We start from the raw sequence: 17,531 nt of genomic DNA, 5'->3' as shown, positions 1-17,531 counted from the left end.
CCGTGCGGCCGGCCAGGCGGGTCGTGCCGACCGTCGGCGGGTTCAATCGATCCCGGCCATGCCCACGACGCTGAAACCGGCGTCGACGTAGGTCACCTCGCCGGTGATGCCGGCCGCCAGGTCCGAGCACAGGAAGGCGGCGGCGTTGCCGACGTCCTCGATGGTGACGTTGCGGCGCAGCGGCGCGGTGGCTTCGAACGTGCTGAGCATCTTGCGGAAATTGCCCACGCCCGAGGCGGCCAAGGTCTTGATGGGTCCGGCGGAAATCGCGTTGACGCGGGTGCCTTCCGGGCCGAGGTTGAGCGCCAGGTAGCGCACCGTGGACTCGAGGCTGGCCTTGGCCACGCCCATGACGTTGTAGTTCTGCAGCGCGCGCACCGAGCCGAGGTAGCTCAGGGTCAGGATCGCGCCGTTGCGGCCCTGCATCATCGGCCGTGCGGCCTTGGCCAGCGCCGCCAGCGAGTAGGCCGAAATGTCCTGCGCGATGGCGAAGTTCTCACGGGTCAGGCCATCGAGGAAGCCGCCGCCGATCGCTTCGCGCGGCGCATAGGCAATGCAGTGGACGAGGATGTCGAAACCGTCGCTCCAGTGCTTGCCCAGTTCGGCGAAGCAGGCCTCGATCTGCTCGTCGGAGGCCACGTCCAGCGGCAGCACGATGTTGGAGCCATATTCCTTCGCCGCGTCTTCCACGCGCGAACGCAGCTTGTCGGTCTGGTAGGTCAGGGCCAGTTCGGCACCCTGGCGGTGCATCGCCTCGGCGATGCCGGTGGCGATCGAGCGCTGGCTGGCGATGCCCGTGACCAGGGCGCGTTTGCCTTGCAGGAAACCCATGGTGTTCTCGCTGTTTGAGCTATGGCTCTATTCTGGCATGGCCGACAGCGCATCGGGAGCGGGCGCGGCGGCGGCCGGCGCGTCGATCTCCAGCACCATGCCCGGCCGCAGCGTGTCGTCGGCGGACAGGCCGTTGCGTTCGAGCAAGTCGGCGCGGCTCACGCCGTAGCGCTTGGCCAGGCGCCAGACCGAGTCGCCAGGCTGCACGGTGTGCGTGCGGGATGCCGGCGTGGAGGGTGTTTCGACTTTCGCGTCGCGGCTCGCCGTGGCTGTCGGCGGATCGATGACGACAGCGTCGGAGGCATCGGCGAGCGTGGTGACGGGGGGGCCGGGCGTTGCCGGGAGCGTCGTCGAAGGCCGGGCAGTCGACGGGCGAGTCGACGCGATCGGCGCGAGCACCTGCATCGGATGCTTGCCCGCGGCGATCCGGCCACCCGCGAAGGCCGGGTTGATGCGCTCGATCCTGGATGGGTCGAGGTCGTGGCGTCGTGCCCAGGCGTCGAGGCTGGTCGCCCCGGAAGGCAGCGATCTTGGCGCCAGGATTGCCACGGGCCGGTCGAGGGCACGCAGCCATTCTTCCCGGTCGTCGGCCTGGTCCAGCACGCAGGACAGCGCATGCAGCTTGCGCACGTAGGCCCTGGTGATGCCGGACAGCCCCACCAGTTTTTCGGGGTCGGCGTCCATCGCACGCTGGCCGCTGTGCTTGAGTGCGCCGAACACGCGGTATTCGCCGGCGTTGTAGGCCATCACCGCCAGGCGCCAGTCGCCGGCGAACATGCCGTGCAGGGTCTTGAGGTAGCGCACCGCGGCCTGGGTTGATTCGACCGGCGACAGGCGGCCGTCATAGCCGGCGCGCATCGGGATCTTGTGGTTGCGTGCGGTCAGGGCGATGAACTGCCAGAGCCCCGCCGGCCCCGAGCCGCTGCGGGCGCCGGGCTTGTAGCCGCTCTCGACGAACGGGATCAACGCGTACTCGGTCGGCAGGTTGGCCTGGCGCAGGGCGTCGACCACGTAGCCGAACAACGGCAGCGCGTCGTCGTCGCGCGCTGCCAGGCGCTTCGGGGCCGCGGCGAAATGCCGTTGCCAGCGTTCGCTGGTCTCCGGCCCGCAGGACGGGTCGGCAAGGCCCTCGCGGAAGCGGGCGTAGATCTCGCGGCCATTGCGGGTCGCGGCGGGCGCAGCGGGCGCGGCGGATGGCGTCGCGGACGCTGCCGGTTCCTTGACCTCCTGCCCAGCAGCGGGGGCGACTCCCAGCGCGAGCACGCCCGACAGCGCGGCCGCGAGCGGCCAGGCTGCGAGCCGGGTCATGCGCGGAATCCGTCCTTCCAGCGCCGCAGCGCGGCGAAGGCATCGACCCGGCTGCGGATCGGGTGGCCGGTCTGGCCGACGATCGCCGCGCGCACGGCGGGCACGTCGATGCGCAGGAACGGATTGGCCTCGCGTTCGGCGGCGACGGAACTGGGCAGGGTGGGACGACCGGATTGGCGCATCGCCTGGGCTTCCTCGATACGGCGCATGAGCGCCGGGTTGTCGGGTTCGACCACGCGCGCGAAGGCGGCGTTGGACAGCGTGTATTCGTGACCGCAGCAGACGCGGGTGTCGCCGGGCAGTGCGGCCAGCCGTTCGAGCGAGTCCAGCATCTGCGCCGGGGTACCCTCGAACATCCGCCCGCAACCGAGACTGAACAGCGTGTCGCCACAAAACAAGAGGCCGTGGCCGTGGAATGCGATATGGCTCACGGTATGGCCGGGTACGGCGAGGGTGTCGAAGCCCCAGCCGGCGACCTCGACCCGGTCGCCGTCACCGGTCCGCCGGGTGGCAATGGCGATCCGTTCGTCGTCGGGGGCGATCACCGGCAGGTCCGGCCAGCGTTCGAGCAGTTCACCCACGCCACCGATGTGGTCGTGGTGGTGGTGGGTCAGCAGGATCCCCACCGGCAGCAGGCCGTCGGCGGCGGCGCACAGCACCGGCCCGGCCTCGCCGGGATCGACGACCAGGGCACGCCCGGCGTCGTCGCGCAGCGTCCAGATGTAGTTGTCTTCGAACGCGGGCAGCGGCAGCAGGTGCATCGGGCGCGGTTCCCGGGGCCGTTAGAATGGCGACCATGCCCCCCCTTTCTGCCAACGGTCAACCCGACAACCCGCGCGCCTGGTTCGGCACCGATGCAGGCTTGGCGCTGCTCGAGAGCGAGCGCCCCGCCGTCCTGCGGGCCCTGGCCGAGCGGCCGGCGCTGCCGTGGCTGTGGCTGGGCCCGATCGAACAGGTGACCCGGGTCGACGGTGACGGCCTGCACCTGGTCGCATCCGGCGACGGCTGGTCCGGCGATGCGCATTGCGGCCTGCCGCTGCCACTGGCCAGCGAGTCGATCGGCGTGGTCGTGCTCCAGCACGTGGCCGCGCGCGGGCGCGCCGGGCGCGGCCTGTTCGCCGAATGCGCCCGCGTGCTCGCGCCGGGCGGGCGGCTGTGGGTATTCGCACTCAACCCCCTGGCGCCTTACCGCTGGCACTGGCGCGGCGCCGGCCTGGGCGCCTCCGAGCCGCTGACCTGGCGCCGCCGGATGCGCGAGGCCGGGCTTGCGCCGGAGCCGGTATCGCGGGGCCTCGGCCCGCGCTGGCAGGTCCGCGTCGCGCACGAGCCGCAGGACGGGCCGGGCATGCGCGCGGCCTACGCGATCCGCGCCGAGAAGCGCGCCTGGCCGCTGACCCCGGTGCGCCAGCGCCAACGGCTGCCGATGCCCGAAGGAATCCCCGCTGCATGAAGCATGTCGAGATCCACACCGACGGGGCCTGCCTGGGCAATCCCGGTCCCGGCGGCTGGGCCGCGCTGCTGCGCTACGGCGCGCGCGAACGCGAGTTGGTCGGCGGCGAAGCGCCGACCACCAACAACCGCATGGAACTGATGGCCGCGATCATGGCGCTGGAAACGCTCACCGAGCCTTGCGTCGTGGTCCTGCACACCGATTCGCAGTACGTGCGCCAGGGCATCACCGAGTGGATGCCCAACTGGCTGCGCCGCAACTGGAAGACCGCCGGCGGCGACCCGGTCAAGAACCGCGACCTGTGGGAACGCCTGCATGCGGCCACCGCGCGGCATCGCATCGACTGGCGCTGGGTGAAGGGTCATTCCGGCGATCCCGACAACGAGCGCGTCGACGTGCTCGCCCGCGACGAGGCCATCAAGCTCAAGGCCGTCGCGAATACCGCGCTGTAGCCCCTTCGACTCCAGGATCCCGTTTCCCGCCCATGCGCCAGATTGTCCTCGATACCGAAACCACCGGCCTGGAATGGAAGAAGGGCAACCGCGTCGTCGAGATCGGCTGCGTGGAGCTGGTCGAACGCCGCCCGACCGGGCGCACCTACCACCAGTACATCCACCCGGAGCGCGAGTTCGAGCCCGGCGCGCAGGAAGTTACCGGACTCACGCTGGAATTCCTCGCCGACAAGCCGAAGTTCGCCGCAGTGGCCGACGAGTTCCTGGCCTTCATCGAAGGCGCCGAGCTGGTGATCCACAACGCCGCGTTCGACGTCGGCTTCCTCGACCATGAGTTGTCGCGCCTGGGCGACCATTACGGTCGCATCCGCGACCGCGCGCAGGTGCTCGATTCGCTCGAACTGGCGCGCCAGCGCTACCCGGGCCAGCGCAACTCGCTCGATGCGCTGTGCCGGCGGCTGGGCGTGGACAATTCGCATCGCCAGCTGCACGGCGCACTGCTCGACGCGCAGCTGCTGGCCGAGGCCTACCTGGCGCTGACCGCGGGCCAGAGCGAGATCGGCTTCGACAGCGTGGAAACCCGCGAGACGCGCAGGAGCACCGTGCTGCTGGATGCGGCCGCACTCGGGCCGCGACCGAAGGTCGTGGTCGACGAAGCCGACATGGCCGCGCACGTGGCGCGCCTGGAGACGATCCGCAAGAAGGCCGGCAGCGCGATCTGGGACCTGTAGGAGCGCCCCACGGGCGCGATCGGCTTTCCCAGGCCATGCATGGCGCCCATGGGGCGCTCCGGCGGGTGAATCAGTGCCGGCGGACCAGCACCACGGTCACGTTGTCCGAACCACCGCCGTCGAGCGCCGCCGCCACCAGCCCGTCGACGCACTCCTGCGCGCTGCATTCGGTATGCGCCAGCACCTGCGAGATGCCGTTGTCGTCGACTTCCTCGGTGAGCCCGTCACTGCACAACAGCAGTTGCATGCCCGGCAGCAGGTCGCCCGAGAGGGTCTCGACGTTGAGGTTCTGCGGATCGGTCACCCCCAGCGCCTGGGTCACGACGTTGCGGTGTGGATGGGTGCGCGCCTGGTCGACGGTGATCGTGCCCTGCGAGATCAGTTCCTGCACGTAGCTGTGGTCCTGCGACAGCTGCGCCAGCTTGCGCTCGTGCCACAGGTAGACGCGGCTGTCGCCGACCCAGGCCACTTCGAAATGGTTGCCCTCGATGCGCACGGCGACCACGGTAGTGCCCATCGGCAGCGAGTCGCTGCGCTTGCGCGAGGCGCGGATGATCTCCTCGTCGGCGATCCGGATCGCCTGCGGCAGCGGCGTGCCCTGGCGGATCTCGCGCACGATCGCCTCGCGCGCCAGTGCGCTGGCGACTTCGCCGTACTCGTGACCCCCCATGCCGTCCGCCACCAGCCACAGGCCCAGTTCGCTGTCGCCGTAGTACGTGTCCTCGTTCAGCTCGCGCCGCAAGCCGACGTGGGTCAGGTGTCCGAACTCGATCATGGGCAGCTCTGCGGGCGGCGGTGGGCGGGGATCTTCTCGTCCCGGACAACGCGGAGATGAGGCTGAACAGGACGACGACGGGCGCACCAGGGACAAAGTAGGGAAAAATGCATGATGCTGGCGTAGAGGCGGAGCCCTGTCCGATGGGATGGAAGGGTACAGTGCCGAACTTCCCGTTTCGATTTGCGAGGCATGCGAAAAATCCTCGGTCGGGGGAGCATTCGGCGTCGCGGCAGGTGTCGACGGGCGTGCCGAAATCCTGGCGTCGGCATCGAGATCTTCCGCGTGAAGGCCTTTGCATGATCCGGCGGACAGGGGAGTGTCCGCCCCATCCCCGGGCCTCACCCATCCGGCGTAGCGCGCCTGCGGGACCACCCTGCGGCTGTCCGGATTCGTCCCAGGCGAATCTGCCGAACCCGACGGGCTCCCATCCAGCTCTTCTCTGCCAGATACGCAAAACGCCCCTTTCGGGGCGCTGTGCGTATCTGGCGGAGAGGGGGGGATTCGAACCCCCGAGGCGCTATAAACGCCTGCCTGATTTCGAGTCAGGTACATTCAACCGCTCTGCCACCTCTCCGGAACTTTCCCGGCGACGGGGCAGCCACCGGGGGCGCAATGATACGGGCCGCCGCGGTGGCGGACAAGGCGAGGACGGTACACTGGGCGTCGTTCCCCCAGTCGTGAAGGGCCCATGTCCGAGATTTCCGTCCCCGTGTCGTTTGGCGAGCTGCTCGACAAGATCGCCATCCTGCAGATCAAGTCCGAGCGCATGAGCGATCCGGCCAAGCTGGCCAACGTCCGCAACGAGCTCGACGCCTTGGAGAAGACCTGGATGGCGCACCCGGCGGCCAGCCACGATATCGCCCGCATGCGCGCCGACCTGAAGGCGGTCAACGAGCGCCTTTGGGTGATCGAGGACGACATCCGCATCAAGGAAAAGGCGCAGGCCTTCGACGCGGAGTTCATCCGCCTGGCCCGCAGCGTCTATGTCGAGAACGACACCCGCGCGCGGATCAAGAAGGAGATCAACCTTGCGCTGGGCTCGAGCTACGTCGAAGAGAAATCGTACGAGGACTACGGGGCCGGCGGCGCGGCCTGAAACAGGCGGCGGCTGGGCTGAACCCGCCCCCTGAGTCCCGCCGGGCGCGGTTGTGACAGGCCGGCCTCAGCCCGCCAGTGCATAGGCCGACAGCGCGAACGCCAGCACCGCGGCGGTCGCCGCGACCAGCGAGAGCCGGTTCGCGCGCCGCAGCTCGCGTTCAAGCGCGCCGTTGCGCTGCTGCAGCGCCGCCAGGGTGGTTTCCAGCTGGGTCGCGCCCTGTTGCAGCGACGCCAGGGTGCGCTGCATTTCGCCGGCCAGCTGCTTGACCGCAGCGGCGTTCAGCGTCACCGCATCCTGCAGTTCCTTGATCTGCTGCGGGATCTTGTCCGCGCCCTTGTCGCGCGTGAACATCGGCTTGGCCATCTGGATGATGTCGGGCAGGAACGGCGCGACGACGGTGAACCAGGCTGCCATGGCGGGATCCTGTTTCAGGAGGTGTGCACAGTATCGCCTGTGGTCGGCCGCTAAGCCGGGTTGCGAGCCGTTACCGGACGACAGTAATCCTTCACGAGGGCCGAAAAGTTGTCCTTGAACAGGGCGGCCTTGCTTTCCGTCAGCCATGCACCGTGAATGCCGACTTCTGCTCTGATCGCTGCTTGCCAGGTTGCCTGCAACTTGAGTCCGCAGGTGTCGTCGGCGCTCTTTTCGCCGGTGGCGCCCGCATCCTGGGCTTGCGTAGTTTTCGGCGCCGGACTCGTTGCAAGCGATTGGACCATGCCCGCGCTGCGCTGTTCGGATGGCGACGGAGCAGTGGACGAACCGGATGCCGGGTTGCCCCGGCAGGCGATGGCTTTCTCCATCTCCACGCGATCGATCACGGTTTCGATGAAGTTCCACACCATGTAGGCGTACGTGTCGTATTGCTGCCGGCGCAGTGCGTCGTTGCCGATGCTGGCCGGATTGCGCAGGTGCGGATGTTCCAGCGCAACCTTGAGCAGGTCGAAGTAGAGCCGGTCCAGTTCCGCGTAGTGGATCAGGTGGTTGGATTCGCGGAATTCTTCCAGCGTGGCTTCGAGCTGGGTCTGGTTCAGGTACAGCGCCAGGATGGCGCCGGTGAGGGCAAAGCCGCCGATCAGGGCGCTGATGAAGTTCAGGCCGTCGTCCTTGAGCAGGGCATGGGGCTTGTCACTGACCCCCAGCTCGCCGGTCGAACAGCCATAGATCACCATCACGGTGATCGTCAGCGCGACGAGCAAGAGGATGCGCAATGTCCTCCTGTTCCCGGACACCTTCCTGGACGCTTTCCCGGGTGTTTTCCCGGAGGGTGTTTCGAGTGTCCCCTGTTTCATGATGCCCCCTGGCTGGCGTGGATACACGACACGCGTGGGCGCACAGCAACCCGGGGTAGCCCGGAGCTCCGCGAATCCCCTTCAACGCGATGCCATGAATCGTTCAAACGCGGAAACGGCATCGGGAACGGTCACCAGGTCCATCACCCCGTCGTGTTCGATCTTCGTTCCCCATTTCAGCGCGCTTGCCGGCTTGCCGAGGTATTTGCGCGCGGCGTCGTCGTAACGATCCACGCAGTAGCGCCGGTCCGAGTACGGGCCGCTGCGGACCGGGTTGCTGGCCGCGTGCAGGCCCAGCACTTTCGTCCCCATCGCGTTGGCGATGTGCATGGGGCCGGAGTCGGGGGTCATCACCAGGTCGGCGCGTTCCAGCAGGGCGGGCAGCTGCTTGAGGGTGTCCTTGCCGACCAGGTCCAGCGGTGGCGCCTGCATTGACGTGATGATTGCGTCGGCGGTGTCGCGCTCGAGCTGGCTGCGGCCGCCGCACAGCACGATGCGCCAGCCGCGCGCGGCGGCGTGATCGGCCACGGCGGCGTAACGGTCGGCGCGCCAGTTGCGCAGCGCGTGGCTGGAACACGGCGAGATGAGCAGCGTCGGGGCGGCGTCCTGTGGCCACTGCGCCCGCGCCCATTCGCGGGCTTCGTCCGGCACCGGCAGGTCCCAGCTGATCGTGTCCTGCTTCAGCCCCAGCGGTTCGCAGAAGCTGCCGATGGCGTCGAGCACATGGATGCCAGGGCGATCCGGGATGCGTTCGTTGACGAACAGCCCATGCAGGTCCTTCGAGCGCGCGCGGTCGTAGCCGATGCGGCGCGTCGCCGGCACGAACGCCGACAGCAGGTTGGCGCGCGCGGCCACCTGCATCTGCAGCAGCGCGTCGAAACGCCGGCCGTCGAACTGCCGGCGCAGCGCGCGCATGCCGGCCAGGCCGGTCTTCTTGTCGTAGACGACGAACTCCACCCCGTCGAGTCCTTCCAGCAGCTTGTGTTCGGCCTTTCCGATCACCCATGTCAGCGCCACGCCCGGCCACGCGCGGTGCAGCGTGCGCACCAGCGGCACGACGTGGGTGGCATCGCCGAGCGCCGACAGCCGCAGCAGGCAGATCGTGCGATGAACGGCCGCGTCGGACAGGGCCGGAATAACGGGATCGGAAGGCATGCGCTTGATAGACTCGCCGGATGGCCGCGTTCGATGCTACCGAAAGCCTGACGCCGTTCCGCGCCGGCCGCGGGGATCGCGGGGTGGGGTCGATTCTGTTCGACGGGACACAACTGCGGCAAGCCGATCCGCGCTGGTTCGATCCCAGGGGCTGGGGCGAACGCGCGCAGCCGGTGGGCGACGGCGGCCGTGGCGGCGCCTGGTACATCGACGCCTCGCACGGCCCCTGCGTGCTGCGCCACTACCTGCGCGGCGGCCTGCCGGCGAAGATCAGCCGCGACAGGTACCTGTGGCGCGGTGCCGACCAGACCCGCAGCTTCGCCGAGTTCCGGCTGCTGCGCGAACTGCTCCGGCAGGACTTGCCGGCGCCGCGGCCGATCGCCGCCAGCTACCTGCGCGAGGGCCTGACCTACCGCGCCGCGATCCTGATGGAACGCCTGCCCGACGTACGTTCGCTGGCCGATCTGGCCGTGCTCGACGGCCACAGTGCGCCCTGGGACGAAACCGGGCGCCTGGTGGCGCGTTTCCACCGCGCCGGACTCGACCACGCCGACCTCAATGCCCACAACCTGCTGTTCGACGCGGACGGAAAAGGCTGGATGATCGACTTCGACCGCAGCACGCTGCGCATTCCCGCCACCGGCTGGCGCGAGGGCAACCTGGCGCGACTGAAACGCTCGCTGCTCAAGCTGCGGGGGCATCGCAGCGTCGCCGACGTGGAAGAGGACTTCGCCCGTCTGCGCAAGGGCTACGACGCACACTGGGATCGCGGGATCTGATGGGCATGCCCTGATGGATGCGAACCGATGGACCTGCCCTTGATGGACGTGCTCTGGATGAACCTGCACCGGATGAACCTGCACCGGATGGACGCGTACTGATGGCCTGGTCGCTGCGTTTCCACGGCGTCGGCAATGCCTCGGCGGTGGAGCTGGGATCGCCGATGGCCACCATCGAGCGCGACGGCGCGCCGTGGCTGGCCATCGACTGCGGCGCCGAAGGGCTGACCGCGTACCTGGCGCACTACGGCGAAGCGCCGCGCGCGCTGTTCGTCACCCACGTGCACATGGACCACGTCGCCGGCTTCGAACGGCTGTTCGTGTCCGATTACTTCGACGCGGCGCGCCGGGGCAAGACGAAACTCTACGTGCCGGCGACCGTGGTGCCGCTGCTCCATCGCCGTGTCGGCGACTACCCGAACGTGCTGGCCGAGGGTGGCGCGAACTTCTGGGACGCCTTCCAGCTGGTGCCGCTGGGCGATGCCTTCTGGCACGACGGGGTGCGGCTGGAGGTCTTCCCGGTGCGCCACCACTGGCCGGAGACCACCTACGGCCTGCGCCTGCGCGGCAGCCTGGTCTGGAGCGGCGACACCCGGCCGATCCCGGAGATGCTGGCCAAACATGCCGACGCCGGCGAACTGGTCGCGCACGACTGCGCGCTGCACGGCAATCCTTCGCACAGCGGCATCGACGACCTCGAGCGCGAATACCCGCGCGCACTGCTCGAACGCTGCATCCTCTACCACTACGCCGGCGTCGCCGACGGCCAGGCGCTGGCCGCGCGCGGGCACCGCGTTGCCACGCCGGGCGAAGTGGTCGCGCTGGCCGAGCCGACCGCGCAACAGGGGCTGCCGGCATGAACGCCGTGCTCGACGCCCCGGCGATGCCGCTCGACCGCCTCGGCCGGCCGCTGCGCGACCTGCGCCTGTCGGTGATCGAGGCCTGCAATTTCCGCTGCGGTTATTGCATGCCCGCCGACCGGGTGCCCGACGATTACGGCATGGAGGCGGCGTCGCGGCTGTCGTTCGACGAGATCAAGACGCTGGTGCGCGGCTTCGCGCGGCTGGGCGTGCACAAGCTGCGCCTGACCGGCGGCGAGCCGCTGCTGCGCAAGCGCCTGCCCGAACTGGTGGCCCGACTGGCCGCGATCGACGGCATCGACGACCTGGCACTGACCACCAACGGCGCGCTGCTCGCCAGGCAGGCGCGCGCGCTGCGCGATGCCGGGCTGCGGCGGATCACCGTCAGCCTCGACGCGCTCGATCCGGCGCTGTTCCGCCGCCTCTCTGGCGACCGCGGCGAGCTGTCCGACGTGCTGGCGGGCATCGCCGCGGCGGAGGAGGCCGGGTTCGAGCGCATCAAGTTCAACTGCGTCGTGCAGCGCGGCGTCAACGACGACCAGGTGCTGCCGCTGGTCGAACGCTTCCGCGGCAGCGGCCACATCGTGCGCTTCATCGAGTACATGGACGTGGGCACCTGCAACGGCTGGGACCCCGCGCGCGTCGTGCCGTCGGCGCAGCTGCGCGACCGCATCCACGCGCGCTGGCCGCTGCGCCCGCTCGACCCCAACTATCGCGGCGAGGTAGCGTCGCGCTACGGCTTCGACGACGGTGCCGGCGAGGTCGGCTTCGTCAGTTCGATCAGCGCGCCGTTCTGCGGCGACTGCCACCGCGCGCGCGTGTCCGCCGATGGCCGCCTGTACACCTGCCTGTTTGCGGCCGAAGGCACCGACCTGCGGCCCTGGCTGCGCGATGGAGATGCGGCGCTGGCCGGCCACGTCGCCGGGCTGTGGACGGAGCGCGGCGACCGCTACAGCGAACTGCGTGGCCGTGCGGGCGCGTCGCGGCGGCATGTGGAGATGTTCCTGGTCGGCGGGTAATCGTGTCCGCGTCTCGCGACGACTTACAATCACCACGATTGCCGAAATTCCGGAACCATGAAGCCGAAGCCCGTACGCAAACTCAGCCACCTCGACGCCAGCGGGCGCCCGGCGATGGTCGACGTGTCGGGCAAGGCCGTGTCCGTGCGCGAAGCGGTGGCCGAATGCCGGGTGAAGTTCCCGCCCGTCGTCGCCACGCAGCTGCGCGCGAGCGGGCTGCGCAGCGCCAAGGGCGGCATCGTCGAAACTGCGATCATCGCCGGCACCATGGCGGTCAAGCGGACGCACGAGCTGATTCCGTTCTGCCACCCGCTGCCGATCGACGGCGTGCGCATCGGCATCGACTGGCACGGCGAGCGCGAGCTGCGCATCGAGTGCGCGGTGAAGACCACGCATCGCACCGGCGTGGAGATGGAAGCGCTCACCGGCGCGACGGTGGCCGCATTGACCGTCTACGACATGTGCAAGGCGATGTCGCACGCGCTCGTGCTGGGGCCGGCGAAGCTGCTGGGCAAGCGCGGCGGCCGCCACGATTTCGGGAAGGCCGGCTGATGGCGCGCGTGACGGTGCTGTACTTCGCCAGCCTGCGCGATGCCGCGGGCGTGGCCAGCGAAAGCGTGCAATCGGACGCGGGAACCCTGCGCGGGTTCTACGCCCAACTGCGCGAGCGCCACGGCTTCGCGCTGCCGGTCGAGCGCTTGCGCGTCGCGGTGGGAGGTGCGTTCGCCTCGTGGGACGACGCGCTGCGTGAAGGCAGCGAGATCGCCTTCATCCCGCCGGTCAGCGGCGGCTGAGCGCGTCGATGTCGCGCTTCTCGCTGTCGCCGAAACCGTTCGGGATTGCGCCGCTGCGCCATGCCCTGGACGATGGCCGCGCCGGCGCGTTCGCCGCATTCGAGGGCCGCGTGCGCAACCACAACGAAGGCCGCGCAGTGGACGGCCTGCACTACGAGGCCTACGCGGCCCTGGCCGAGGCCGAGGGCGAGCGCGTGCTGGCCGAGGCGTTCGAACGGTTCGACATCCTCGACGCGCGCTGCGTCCATCGCACCGGCGACCTGGCGATCGGCGAACTTGCGGTCTGGGTGGGCGTGACCGCGGCGCATCGCGACGCCGCCTTCGCCGCGTGCCGTTACGTCATCGACGAGGTCAAGGCGCGCGTGCCGATCTGGAAGCGCGAGCGCTACGCCGAAGGCGGCGAAGACTGGCAGCACCCGTAGGCCGGGGGTGTTGCCTCCCCGTTACCCGGCGGTGCCCGAATCCGAGGCCGCGCGATCGTCGATGAAAAGGCGATGGCCCCGCCGGCTGGCCTCGGCGCCCGCGTCGATCGATACCGTTGCTGCCTTCCGGCCGCGCCGAGTGGATGTGACCGTTGCAATGAAGGCAGGCCCGTCGCCACGGGTCCGTGCAGTGCACAGCCCGGATACGCCACACGGGTGCATGCCGTCCGCGTGAATTCCGGGAAGAGATGAAGGCGATGGCCCCGCCGGCTGACCTCGGCGCCCGCGTCGATCGATACCGTTGCTGCCTTCCGGCCCTGGCGGGGTTTTCGACCTAGCGTCGCGAGGGGCCGACGGGGCCACCATAGAGACTGCGCGCCGGGCAACGGCGCGAAGCGAGCGCGGGATTCTACCAGCATCGCGAGCGTTGATGTCCGGCCGGGGGATGCACTCGGCACGTTCATGTGCCTCGCCCTTCGGCCGGCTTCGCCGTGCAAATCGGCAGTCCTGCCGGTTTGTCGAACCCGCAGGGATTCGTACCAGATCGCCTCTCTGCGCCACATAAGCAAAACGCCCCTTGCGGGGCGCTTGGCGTATGTGGCGGAGAGAGGGGGATTCGAACCCCCGAAGCGCGGTTTAGACGCTTACACACTTTCCAGGCGTGCTCCTTCAACCACTCGGACACCTCTCCGCTGGAACCTGAAGGAAGCTTCCGGCAACGCTCAGGGGCGCAGATTCTAGCCTCCACCGGCGGGTATCACAACAAAAGTCCGTGGCGACCCGGCCCCGCGTCCGGGCGCGCCGCGGTGCGTTCGGCATCAGGGTAGGCAAGGTTCGCCGGGGCGCGGCAGAATGGCGCCATGTCCTACCTCGTCCTCGCCCGCAAGTGGCGCCCCAAGCGTTTCGCCGAACTGGTCGGGCAGGAACACGTCGTCCGCGCGCTGTCCAATGCGCTCGATTCGGGCCGCGTCCACCACGCCTACCTGTTCACCGGCACCCGCGGGGTCGGCAAGACCACGATCGCGCGGATCTTCGCCAAGAGCCTGAACTGCGAGCGCGGCACCGGCGCCGATCCCTGCGGCGAATGCGAGACCTGCCAGGCGATCGACGCCGGCCGCTACATCGACCTGCTGGAGATCGACGCGGCGTCCAACACCGGCGTCGACAACGTCCGCGAGCTGATCGAGAACGCGCAGTACATGCCCTCGCGCGGCCGCTACAAGGTCTACCTGATCGACGAAGTGCACATGCTGTCGAAGGCAGCGTTCAACGCGCTGCTCAAGACGCTCGAGGAGCCGCCGGAGCACGTCAAGTTCCTGTTCGCCACCACCGATCCGGAAAAGCTGCTGGTCACCGTGCTGTCGCGCTGCCTGCAGTTCAACCTCAAGCGCCTGGACGAGGCGCAGATCGGCGGCCAGATCACCAGGATCCTGGAGGCCGAAGGCATTGCTGCCGAGCCCGGCGCGGTGCACCAGCTGGCCAAGGCCGCGGACGGCAGCCTGCGCGACGGGCTGTCGCTGCTCGACCAGGCCATCGCCTATACCGGCGCCAACGCCGACCACGCGCTCACCGACGCCGCGCTGGCGACCATGCTCGGCACCGTCGACCGGACCCGCGTCGGCGCGCTGCTCGGCGCGCTGGCCGCCGGCGACGGCAAGGCATTGCTGGACGAGGTCGCCGCGCTGGCGGAGTTCTCGCCGGACTGGGCGGGCGTGCTCGATGCGCTGGCCGAGGCGCTGCACCGGGTGCAGGTGAAGCAGCTGGTGCCTGAGAACGACGTCGAAGCCGGCGGCGTGGACGTCGAAGCGCTGGCGTCGGGCCTGCGTCCGGAAGTCGTGCAGCTCTGGTACCAGATGGCGCTGGGCGGCCGCCGCGACCTGCATCTCGCGCCCAGCGCGCGCGCGGGCTTCGAGATGAGCCTGCTGCGGATGCTGGCGTTCCGGCCGGTCGAGGGCGGCGCGGTTTCGGCCGGCGCAGCCGCGCCGGCGCAGCGCGGTGCGGGTCCCGCCGGGGCGCGTGCGGCCCTGGAAGGCCAGGCAACGCCGCAGCCGCAGCGTGCGGCGGAACGCATGGCAACACCGCCGCGGCCGCAACACGCATCGGAGCAGCGCTCGTCCGGGCATCGACAATCGGATCACGGTGCCTCCGGGCACGCCAGCGCACCGCGGCCGGTGGAAGCACCTGCGCCGGCCACGCCGACGCCGCAGCCGGCGAGCCGGCAGGCCCGGCCGGAGCCGGACGCGCCTTCGCAGCCGCCAGCGTCCCCTGCACCCACCCGGCAAGTCGCACCGATCGATCTCGATGCGGCGTCCTGGCCCGATTTCGTCGCCAATCTCGACCTGCGTGGCCCGGTCAAGGAGCTCGCCGCCAGCGCGGGTTTCATCGCCTGGTCCGACGGCGTGCTGCGACTGTCGCTGCCGCCGGCCGACGACCACCTGAAGGCGCCGTTCCTGGTGTCGCAGCTGGCCGCCGCGCTGGAGGCGCCGCTGGGGATGCAGCCGCAGCTGCGCTTCGACGCCGCACAGGTCGTTGCCGAAACCCTGCATGCGCGCAACGAGCGCCAGCGCGACGAGCGCCAGGCCGCGGCCGAGAATGCCTTCCTGGCCGATCCGCAGGTACGGCGGCTGATGGCACAGCAAGGTGCGAAGCTGGTCCCGGATTCGATCCGCCCTTACGACGAATAGACAGAGGCAACGACATGCGTGGAAACATCGCCCAGCTGATGCAGCAGGCGCAGAAGATGCAGGAAGACATGCAGCGCGTGCAGCAGGAGCTCGCCAACCTCGAAGTCACCGGCAGCGCCGGTGGCGGAATGGTGGCGGTGACGCTCACCGGCCGCATGGAGTGCCGCAAGGTGCGCATCGATCCGGGCGTGCTGTCGGACCCGGAAATGGCCGAGGACCTGATCGCCGCCGCGTTCAACGACGCGGTCAACAAGGCCAACGCCGCCTCGCAGGAGAAGATGGGAGCGGCCACCGCCGGCCTGCCGCTGCCGCAGGGCATGAAATTGCCGTTCTGAACATGATGCGGATTGCCCTGCGCACGGCCTGCGAACGCCTGGCCCGCTGACGTGTTCCGGCCACGCTACGGCCATGCGGGCGCGGGACTGGCGAAGCTGCTCGGATTCGTGTGCCCGATGCTGCTGGTGCTGTTGCTGCTGCTGCGCGCGTTCCTGCCGCTGCCCGAGCCGATCCGCTGGCTGTGGGCCGCGACCGCGATCCTTGCCGCGCTGTCGGGCGCGGTGGCGCTGATCCTGCTGATGATCGGGCCATGGCAGAATCGCCTCGCCGGGCTGGTGCTGGGCATCGTGGTCGGCGCGCTGCTGCTGGTGCGCGAACCGGCCTACGCCTGGGCCGCGCAGTTCTCGCGCATGCTCTGACTGCGCGGCCGCACCGCGCGGCGGCCCCCTGAAGACCATTGCCGATGACCACCCCGTTGCTCGAACAGCTGATCGAAGCCTTCCGCGTCCTGCCCGGCGTCGGCCAGAAGACCGCGCAGCGCATGGCCTACCACGTGCTCGAACGCGAGCGTGACGGCGGCCGGCGGTTGGCGGAGGTGCTGGCATCGTCGATCGAACGCATCGGCCACTGCGTGCGCTGCCGCGATTTCAGCGAAACCGAAACCTGCGCCACCTGCGCCAGCGCCGCGCGCGATGCGCAGCAGCTGTGCGCGGTGGAATCGCCGGCCGACCGCCTGGTGATCGAACAGGCGACCGGCTATCGCGGCCTGTACTTCGTGCTGCAGGGGCGGCTGAGCCCGCTTGACGGCATCGGCCCGCGCGAACTCGGCCTCGAGCAGCTGGCGTCGCGGCTGGCAACCGGCGAGGTGCAGGAGCTGATCATCGCCACCAACCCCACGGTGGAAGGCGAGGCCACCGCGCACTACCTCGCCCAGCTTGCGCGCAACCACGGCGTGCGCCCCAGCAGACTGGCCCACGGCGTGCCGCTGGGCGGGGAACTGGAGTACGTGGATCGCGGCACGCTGTCGCATGCGTTCGGGTCGCGCAGCGAGATGCCGTAGAGCGGGGGTTGGGGATTCGGAATTCGGGATTGGCGATGACCAGCCATTCGGCTGTTGAAAGCCGGGATCCGCGGCAGCAGCGGTACCATCGGATTCCGAATCCTCAACCCCGGCCTTCAATGGACACCATTTTCCACAAGATCATCCGCCGCGAGCTCCCGGCCGACATCGTCTACGAGGACGACGACATCATCGCGTTCCGCGACATCGCGCCGCAGGCGCCGGTGCACGTGCTGTTCGTGCCGAAAACCGACCTGGCCACGCTCAACGACCTGCAGGCCAGCCAGGCCGAGGTCGTCGGGCGCCTCGCGTTCGCGGCCGCTCGCTATGCGAAGGAGCAGGGATTCGCCGAAGACGGCTACCGCATCGTGATGAACTGCAACGACGACGGCGGGCAGACCGTGTTCCAGATCCACCTGCATCTGCTGGCCGGTGCGCCGCTCGGACGTTTCGGCACGCCTGCCTGACCCGCACTGCCCGGCTCCGTTCCTCGCTGTCCGGAATCCGCGCCGGGGATGTCGAGAGCCGGCGTGGCCGAACGCGC

Annotated in this window: 22 protein-coding genes, 2 tRNA genes and 1 other RNA gene; 15 read left to right on the top strand and 10 right to left on the bottom strand. The window is 69.4% G+C overall.

What is annotated here, in order from left to right; translation table 11 throughout:
• Nucleotides 1–42 precede the first annotated feature (42 nt).
• From H570_RS0114590 to gloB, 3 genes are read right to left on the bottom strand one after another with little or no spacing between them, the layout of a single operon-like run.
• Nucleotides 43–831 (bottom strand): enoyl-ACP reductase FabI, encoded by a 789-nt coding sequence (locus tag H570_RS0114590; protein WP_027081387.1) that lies wholly within the window; start codon nucleotides 829–831, stop codon nucleotides 43–45.
• 27 nt (nucleotides 832–858) lie between these two features.
• A complete protein-coding gene (locus H570_RS17770) occupies nucleotides 859–2,139 on the bottom strand; it encodes a lytic transglycosylase domain-containing protein (protein ID WP_051176455.1) in 1,281 nt (426 codons plus the stop codon).
• Nucleotides 2,136–2,900 (bottom strand): hydroxyacylglutathione hydrolase, encoded by a 765-nt coding sequence (gloB, locus tag H570_RS0114580; protein WP_027081386.1) that lies wholly within the window; start codon nucleotides 2,898–2,900, stop codon nucleotides 2,136–2,138. Before gloB ends, H570_RS17770 begins: the two co-directional genes overlap by 4 nt.
• 35 nt (nucleotides 2,901–2,935) lie before the next feature.
• Between gloB and H570_RS17765 the strand changes: the two genes are divergently transcribed.
• The 3 genes from H570_RS17765 to dnaQ are packed head-to-tail and all read left to right on the top strand — an operon-like array spanning nucleotide 2,936 to nucleotide 4,772.
• The gene (locus H570_RS17765) at nucleotides 2,936–3,589 is read left to right on the top strand and encodes a methyltransferase domain-containing protein (RefSeq protein ID WP_169447788.1); all 654 of its coding nucleotides are present in this window, start codon (nucleotides 2,936–2,938) and stop codon (nucleotides 3,587–3,589) included.
• Complete coding sequence (rnhA, locus tag H570_RS0114570; RefSeq protein WP_027081385.1) at nucleotides 3,586–4,041, top strand: ribonuclease HI; 456 nt, start codon at nucleotides 3,586–3,588, stop codon at nucleotides 4,039–4,041. The genes H570_RS17765 and rnhA overlap by 4 nt, the downstream gene beginning before the upstream one ends.
• 32 nt (nucleotides 4,042–4,073) lie before the next feature.
• A complete protein-coding gene (dnaQ, locus tag H570_RS0114565; RefSeq protein WP_027081384.1) occupies nucleotides 4,074–4,772 on the top strand; it encodes a DNA polymerase III subunit epsilon in 699 nt (232 codons plus the stop codon).
• Between the two features lie 70 nt (nucleotides 4,773–4,842).
• Here the strand turns inward: dnaQ and H570_RS0114560 are convergent, their stop codons facing one another.
• The gene (locus H570_RS0114560) at nucleotides 4,843–5,547 is read right to left on the bottom strand and encodes a PP2C family protein-serine/threonine phosphatase (protein WP_027081383.1); all 705 of its coding nucleotides are present in this window, start codon (nucleotides 5,545–5,547) and stop codon (nucleotides 4,843–4,845) included.
• A 486-nt stretch (nucleotides 5,548–6,033) separates the two neighbouring features.
• Nucleotides 6,034–6,124: transfer RNA gene (locus H570_RS0114555), tRNA-Ser, on the bottom strand.
• Nucleotides 6,125–6,238: 114 nt separating this feature from the next.
• Between H570_RS0114555 and H570_RS0114550 the strand changes: the two genes are divergently transcribed.
• Nucleotides 6,239–6,646 carry a DUF6165 family protein gene (locus H570_RS0114550; RefSeq protein WP_027081382.1) on the top strand — a complete coding sequence of 136 codons (408 nt, stop codon included), beginning with the start codon at nucleotides 6,239–6,241 and terminating at the stop codon, nucleotides 6,644–6,646.
• A 66-nt stretch (nucleotides 6,647–6,712) separates the two neighbouring features.
• Here the strand turns inward: H570_RS0114550 and H570_RS0114545 are convergent, their stop codons facing one another.
• The 3 genes from H570_RS0114545 to H570_RS0114535 form a co-directional block, all read right to left on the bottom strand.
• Nucleotides 6,713–7,063, bottom strand: a complete 351-nt coding sequence (locus H570_RS0114545; protein ID WP_027081381.1) for a hypothetical protein — start codon at nucleotides 7,061–7,063, stop codon at nucleotides 6,713–6,715.
• A 50-nt stretch (nucleotides 7,064–7,113) separates the two neighbouring features.
• Nucleotides 7,114–7,857, bottom strand: coding sequence for a hypothetical protein (locus H570_RS0114540; RefSeq protein WP_156900002.1), 744 nt, complete (start codon nucleotides 7,855–7,857; stop codon nucleotides 7,114–7,116).
• Between the two features lie 162 nt (nucleotides 7,858–8,019).
• Complete coding sequence (locus H570_RS0114535) at nucleotides 8,020–9,093, bottom strand: glycosyltransferase family 9 protein (protein ID WP_051176453.1); 1,074 nt, start codon at nucleotides 9,091–9,093, stop codon at nucleotides 8,020–8,022.
• A 20-nt stretch (nucleotides 9,094–9,113) separates the two neighbouring features.
• Between H570_RS0114535 and H570_RS0114530 the strand changes: the two genes are divergently transcribed.
• From H570_RS0114530 to H570_RS0114505, 6 genes are all read left to right on the top strand, one after another.
• Nucleotides 9,114–9,872 carry a 3-deoxy-D-manno-octulosonic acid kinase gene (locus H570_RS0114530; protein WP_027081378.1) on the top strand — a complete coding sequence of 253 codons (759 nt, stop codon included), beginning with the start codon at nucleotides 9,114–9,116 and terminating at the stop codon, nucleotides 9,870–9,872.
• A gap of 101 nt (nucleotides 9,873–9,973) precedes the next feature.
• Nucleotides 9,974–10,732, top strand: coding sequence for an MBL fold metallo-hydrolase (locus H570_RS0114525; protein ID WP_027081377.1), 759 nt, complete (start codon nucleotides 9,974–9,976; stop codon nucleotides 10,730–10,732).
• Nucleotides 10,729–11,751: a GTP 3',8-cyclase MoaA gene (gene moaA, locus H570_RS0114520; RefSeq protein ID WP_027081376.1), complete on the top strand. Its 1,023-nt coding sequence runs from the start codon at nucleotides 10,729–10,731 to the stop codon at nucleotides 11,749–11,751. Before H570_RS0114525 ends, moaA begins: the two co-directional genes overlap by 4 nt.
• Nucleotides 11,752–11,808: 57 nt before the next feature.
• Complete coding sequence (gene moaC / locus H570_RS0114515) at nucleotides 11,809–12,303, top strand: cyclic pyranopterin monophosphate synthase MoaC (RefSeq protein WP_027081375.1); 495 nt, start codon at nucleotides 11,809–11,811, stop codon at nucleotides 12,301–12,303.
• Nucleotides 12,300–12,545 (top strand): MoaD/ThiS family protein, encoded by a 246-nt coding sequence (locus H570_RS0114510; protein ID WP_027081374.1) that lies wholly within the window; start codon nucleotides 12,300–12,302, stop codon nucleotides 12,543–12,545. The genes moaC and H570_RS0114510 overlap by 4 nt, the downstream gene beginning before the upstream one ends.
• 8 nt (nucleotides 12,546–12,553) lie before the next feature.
• Entirely contained in the window at nucleotides 12,554–12,967 is a 414-nt protein-coding gene (locus H570_RS0114505; protein WP_036136447.1) for a molybdenum cofactor biosynthesis protein MoaE, read from the top strand.
• A gap of 260 nt (nucleotides 12,968–13,227) precedes the next feature.
• Here the strand turns inward: H570_RS0114505 and ffs are convergent.
• Nucleotides 13,228–13,324: signal recognition particle sRNA small type (ffs, locus tag H570_RS18680), an RNA gene on the bottom strand.
• A gap of 241 nt (nucleotides 13,325–13,565) precedes the next feature.
• Nucleotides 13,566–13,658 (bottom strand) — tRNA-Ser (locus H570_RS0114500).
• A 169-nt stretch (nucleotides 13,659–13,827) separates the two neighbouring features.
• On the opposite strand from H570_RS0114500, the gene dnaX reads away from it, so the two are divergent.
• The 5 genes from dnaX to H570_RS0114475 all read left to right on the top strand — a co-directional run bounded on the left by dnaX (nucleotide 13,828) and on the right by H570_RS0114475 (nucleotide 17,454).
• Complete coding sequence (gene dnaX, locus H570_RS0114495; RefSeq protein WP_027081372.1) at nucleotides 13,828–15,651, top strand: DNA polymerase III subunit gamma/tau; 1,824 nt, start codon at nucleotides 13,828–13,830, stop codon at nucleotides 15,649–15,651.
• Nucleotides 15,652–15,665: 14 nt separating this feature from the next.
• Nucleotides 15,666–15,986 carry a YbaB/EbfC family nucleoid-associated protein gene (locus H570_RS0114490; protein WP_027081371.1) on the top strand — a complete coding sequence of 107 codons (321 nt, stop codon included), beginning with the start codon at nucleotides 15,666–15,668 and terminating at the stop codon, nucleotides 15,984–15,986.
• A 51-nt stretch (nucleotides 15,987–16,037) separates the two neighbouring features.
• Nucleotides 16,038–16,346: a hypothetical protein gene (locus H570_RS0114485; protein ID WP_156900001.1), complete on the top strand. Its 309-nt coding sequence runs from the start codon at nucleotides 16,038–16,040 to the stop codon at nucleotides 16,344–16,346.
• A 44-nt stretch (nucleotides 16,347–16,390) separates the two neighbouring features.
• Complete coding sequence (gene recR / locus H570_RS0114480) at nucleotides 16,391–16,987, top strand: recombination mediator RecR (protein WP_027081369.1); 597 nt, start codon at nucleotides 16,391–16,393, stop codon at nucleotides 16,985–16,987.
• 119 nt (nucleotides 16,988–17,106) lie between these two features.
• Nucleotides 17,107–17,454 (top strand): histidine triad nucleotide-binding protein, encoded by a 348-nt coding sequence (locus H570_RS0114475; RefSeq protein WP_027081368.1) that lies wholly within the window; start codon nucleotides 17,107–17,109, stop codon nucleotides 17,452–17,454.
• Nucleotides 17,455–17,531 lie beyond the last annotated feature (77 nt).

The sequence above is a fragment of the Luteimonas mephitis DSM 12574 genome (assembly GCF_000422305.1).
Taxonomy (GTDB): Bacteria; Pseudomonadota; Gammaproteobacteria; order Xanthomonadales; family Xanthomonadaceae; genus Luteimonas; species Luteimonas mephitis.
This window is presented reverse-complemented; position numbering and strand designations above follow the sequence as displayed.